4 protein-coding genes and 1 pseudogene are annotated in these 3,946 nt (G+C 62.0%); all 5 read right to left on the bottom strand.

Annotated features, from left to right (window positions below; all coding sequences use genetic code 11):
- Positions 1–85: 85 nt before the first annotated feature.
- The 5 genes and pseudogenes from JCM12296_RS33055 to JCM12296_RS48655 all read right to left on the bottom strand — a co-directional run bounded on the left by JCM12296_RS33055 (position 86) and on the right by JCM12296_RS48655 (position 3,805).
- Positions 86–1,102: a PilZ domain-containing protein gene (locus JCM12296_RS33055; RefSeq protein WP_054702090.1), complete on the bottom strand. Its 1,017-nt coding sequence runs from the start codon at positions 1,100–1,102 to the stop codon at positions 86–88.
- Positions 1,039–1,470 carry a hypothetical protein gene (locus tag JCM12296_RS33050; protein ID WP_157068135.1) on the bottom strand — a complete coding sequence of 144 codons (432 nt, stop codon included), beginning with the start codon at positions 1,468–1,470 and terminating at the stop codon, positions 1,039–1,041. Before JCM12296_RS33050 ends, JCM12296_RS33055 begins: the two co-directional genes overlap by 64 nt.
- A gap of 223 nt (positions 1,471–1,693) precedes the next feature.
- Positions 1,694–2,386 (bottom strand): TetR/AcrR family transcriptional regulator, encoded by a 693-nt coding sequence (locus JCM12296_RS33045; protein WP_054702085.1) that lies wholly within the window; start codon positions 2,384–2,386, stop codon positions 1,694–1,696.
- Positions 2,387–2,397: 11 nt separating this feature from the next.
- Positions 2,398–3,407, bottom strand: a pseudogene (locus JCM12296_RS51695) (efflux transporter outer membrane subunit).
- On the bottom strand, positions 3,404–3,805 hold the full coding sequence (locus JCM12296_RS48655; protein WP_281492250.1) for a TolC family protein: 402 nt from the start codon (positions 3,803–3,805) through the stop codon (positions 3,404–3,406). Before JCM12296_RS48655 ends, JCM12296_RS51695 begins: the two are co-directional and overlap by 4 nt.
- Between the last annotated feature and the right edge of the window lie 141 nt (positions 3,806–3,946).

The raw sequence follows: 3,946 nt of genomic DNA, 5'->3' as shown, positions 1-3,946 counted from the left end.
CAAATTCTCAGGCTAACCGCATCTGGATCGATTCCTATTTTTCGCGGGCATCGCCCGCGCTGCAACTTCTTGTAATATCGCTATTTCAGGCACGCAGGCGCCGTTGTTCGGCGTTCAGAATATGCTTACCGATGCGGGTGACCAATTTGAGGCCGGTGGTGGTGCCATTTTCACGGACGACGCGACCGGTGATATTGACCGACGGGCGATCGGGAAAGTCGATCATCCCGCGCACGATCCGCGGGCAGGCGTAATTGCCATCGGTCTTCAGCCCCATGCTGCTTCCGCTCAGATCGATGATGGGAACGGTTCGGCCATCCACGGAAAGCACCGGCCGCAGATGGGTGGGATACGAGATCCGGGGTTGCCGGCGCCGTTCGGGGACATGGCGCTTGTTGGATGACGCTTTAATACCGGCGGCCGGCGACGGCTTGGCCGGCACCTCGCTGCCCTGCAAGGAGGCTTCGATTTCGCGCAGATCGGCAAGGATCTTCTCCTGATCGCCGGCATTGTCCGAATTCGCGTCGGATAGCGTCAAGCGATCGGCAAGGATGGCGTCAAGGTAATCGCCCCCGGGTCTGCCATCCGGATGAAAGGTCAACTCGCCACCGTTGTCACGTGAAATCTTGATCCGTTTGCGCGTTTCCACCAAGCGGTTGGTCAGGGTCTTCAGACGTGTCTTGGCCTGTTCAAGCTGTTTTTCAGCCTTTACCGCCTCGGCGGCGGCTTCTTCCTCGGATTGTTTCAGCTCGCCAACCTGCTGTTGGGCCTTATCCGCTTCGGTCATGGCGTCCTTGGCCATGCGCTTGGCCGCCTTGACCCGCTCCCGGGCCTTTTCAGCCACGGCCATGGCTTTCTCGATGGACCGCTTGGCCTCGATTTCCAGCAAAAGGGCACGGATCTTGGCGGATTTGGCCGCGACAATGGCGTTGATACTCTCCTGGCGGATGCGTTCGTGCCGTCGGTTGGCGGCCTCCACCGCCGCTGTTGCCGCATCAACGACCTGTTGGGCCTCGGGCAGCGCCGCTTCCGCCTCGTTCAACCGGCGCGAAATGATCGACAGGGCCGCCTCGACGGTCTGGATATCCGATTCGGGCAGCACCGGCAGGCTTTCGTTATCCCGGGAGGTGCTTCCAGGTCGCTCAAGTCCATCGGAAAATCCAAGTCGGCCAGCGTCTTCTGGTCGCTGACCACCCGCAACAGCGGTTTCGCCTCCCGCCCCGCCGTTTGCGGCGCGGAACGCTCGGAAATATGGGCAACCACCTTCTCGTAAGCCAGGGACAACAATTCCAGATCCGCCTGGCGCGCCTGGGGATCTGCCCCGCCGGAATCCTGGTGATACTGGTCAATCAACTGCTGCATGTGCTCATAGGCCTGACCGGCGGCGTCAAGGCTGGCATCGGGTGAAAGATCCAGCAGCTTGAGGCTCGCCTCGATGCCCATCTCCTCTTGTCCATTTGCAATCAACATGGCGTCATCCGACATCAATACGGGTTTTGCGACGATACATTTCATCGGTGACCTCTACAAATTCCATGCCATTCACGTTGAAGGAACGCATCGTGGTGCGCCCCTGATGAAGCGGTGTCCGACACGGTTACCATCACCGGGATGCGTCAAATTCATGGCGGATGGTCAAAAAAGAGTCCATGCAGGCGTTGATCGGAAACGCAGGAATTCGAAACCGGCGGGGTCAGGACGGTTCGGCGGGCAAGTCGGCCGGAGCGCTTTCACCGAAGGAGGCACCCATGCCGGCGGTCAAAAAAGCCACCAGGGAGCGGACCATCGTATCAACGCTGCGATCCGCGGGAAACAGGTCGGCTGGCGGCATCACCGTGCCGTGAACGCGCATGGCATGCCCTAGGGCGCCAACCACGAAATGCATCCGCCAGAGCAGTTCGTTTTCAGGCATCCCGCCCAGGCTTTTTTGCATGAGGGTGAACAGGAGAATAAACGCCGGCCGGAAATGGCGCAGGAAAAGTGCGCGGATGGCCTCATCCGGTTCAACCATCACCCGGCTGGCGATCAGCAGGAAATTTCGGCCGCCGTCCGCTCCCTGGGTCAGGCAGAACGCCGGTTCGATGAAGGCACGCAGCACCTCGGCCACATCGGGTGTTGCACCCCGCTGGGTGGTGGCTGCCCGGATGGCTTCCAGACGCTGCATGCGCACATGGTGAATCGGCTGTAGGCGGCGTTCGAGAACCTGTTCGATCAACCCCGCCTTGGAGCCGAAATGGTAGTTGACCGCAGCCTGGTTGACGCCTGCCCGACGCGCGAGTTGGCTGATGGTGGTTTGCCGGAAACCGTTCTGGGCGAAAAGGGTCTCGGCCATGGTCAGGATGCGGGTTTTCGTATCCTGGCCTTTTGATTGACATGGCACGCTCATCTGCCTCTCCCTTAAGCGGTGCCGCCGCCCAGGACCGCGTAAAGCTGCACCTGATTGACGATCCTGGCCAGGTTGACGGCCACCAGGGCCTGTTGAGCCGCGTAAAGGGACCGCTGGGCATCCAGAACGCTTAGATAATTGTCCACTCCCTTGGCATAGCGCACGTCCGCCAGCCGGTAAATTTCGGCTGCCGACCGCACCAGGGCCGCTTGGGCCTCGACCTGCCGATCCACCGTCCCCTTGACGGCCAATGCGTCGGCCACCTCGCGGAAAGCGCTTTGAATGGCCTGTTGGTATTGGACCACGGCGATCTCCCGCTCCGCCGTCGTGGCGTCCAGGGCCGCCCACAAACGGGCATCGAACACCGGCAAGCTGACCTGGGGGGCAAACAGCCAGGTGCCTGCCCCGCGGAAAAGAGGCGGGAGAGTTCGGCACTGGCCACGCCGACGCTCGTGGTCAGGGAGATGTTCGGAAACAGCGCCGCCCGGGCGGCACCGATATTGGCATGGGCCGCCTTGAGCTGGTGCTCGGCCTGCAGGATATCCGGACGTTCCAAAAGGACCGTGGAGGAGAGGCCGGCATCGATGGGGGGCATGGGGGTAAGGCCGGCCAGATCGGTCGGGAGCTGATCGTCGGAAAACGGCTGCCCGACACCGATCAGCAAATCCAGGGCGTTGCGATCCTGGGCCACCAAACGGACATAGCGGGCGATATCCACCCGGGCGGTATCCACCTGGCTCCGGGCACGGTTGAGATCCAGTTCGGTCCCCAGCCCCACTTCCTGACGCCGTCGGATCAAATCATAAGCCGCCTGCTGATTCTCAAGGGTCGTCCGGGCCAGCCGGAGATTCTCCTGATCGGCGGCCAGGGTCACATACGCCCGGGCAACCGCCGATATCAGCAGGATCCGGGCACTGCGGTGGGCCTGCGCGGTGGCCAGGTACGTCTCCAGGGCCTGGTCCTTGAGACTGCGCAGGCGCCCGAAGAAATCGATCTCCCAGGCAAAGATCCCCAGGTTCACGTCGTACTGTTCCGCCGTGTAGCGCTGTCCGGAGGAGGCCAGGTCGGCCGGAACCCGTTTTTGGTGCCGCTGGCCGAAAGATCCACGGCAGGGTAAAGCGCCGAACGCTGGATGCCGTAAATGGCCCGCGCCCGGGCAACGTTCAAGGCCGCCAAACGCAGGTCGCTGTTATTGGAAAGGGCCGTTTCGATGGCCTGCCGCAGACCCGGATCGGTGAAAAAGGTCCGCCAGGGCAATGCCGCCACAGCGGTGGCCTGCGCCGTGGGGGTGGTGTCATAGGCCGGTCCGGTGGGCCAGTTTTCCGGTACGGGCGCCTTCGGCCGGGTGTATGCCGGGGTGAAGGTACAACCACTCAAAAAAGCCAGCCCGGCCAACAGGATCAACCATTTTCGCTTCATGGCATCATTCCTCCGCGGTGCTCGCAGCGGTCGGCTGGACGCTTTCGCGCCTGCGGTGGCGACCGAGCAACCGATAGATGATCACATAGAAAAGCGGTGCAAACAGGGTCACCAGGAAGGTCGAGGTGACCACGCCGCCCA

The organism is Desulfosarcina cetonica JCM 12296, assembly GCF_001311845.1.
Classification (GTDB): domain Bacteria; phylum Desulfobacterota; class Desulfobacteria; order Desulfobacterales; family Desulfosarcinaceae; genus Desulfosarcina; species Desulfosarcina cetonica.
Note: the sequence above shows the minus strand (reverse complement) of the source record. Positions and strands in the feature narration are given on the sequence as shown.

What these genes read in the sequence shown, in the direction of transcription:
- JCM12296_RS33050 (WP_157068135.1), bottom strand. Translation starts at nt 1,470, where the DNA reads ATGTTGATTGCAAATGGACAAGAGGAGATGGGCATCGAGGCGAGCCTC.
- JCM12296_RS33045 (WP_054702085.1), bottom strand. Translation starts at nt 2,386, where the DNA reads ATGAGCGTGCCATGTCAATCAAAAGGCCAGGATACGAAAACCCGCATC.
- JCM12296_RS48655 (WP_281492250.1), bottom strand. Translation starts at nt 3,805, where the DNA reads ATGAAGCGAAAATGGTTGATCCTGTTGGCCGGGCTGGCTTTTTTGAGT.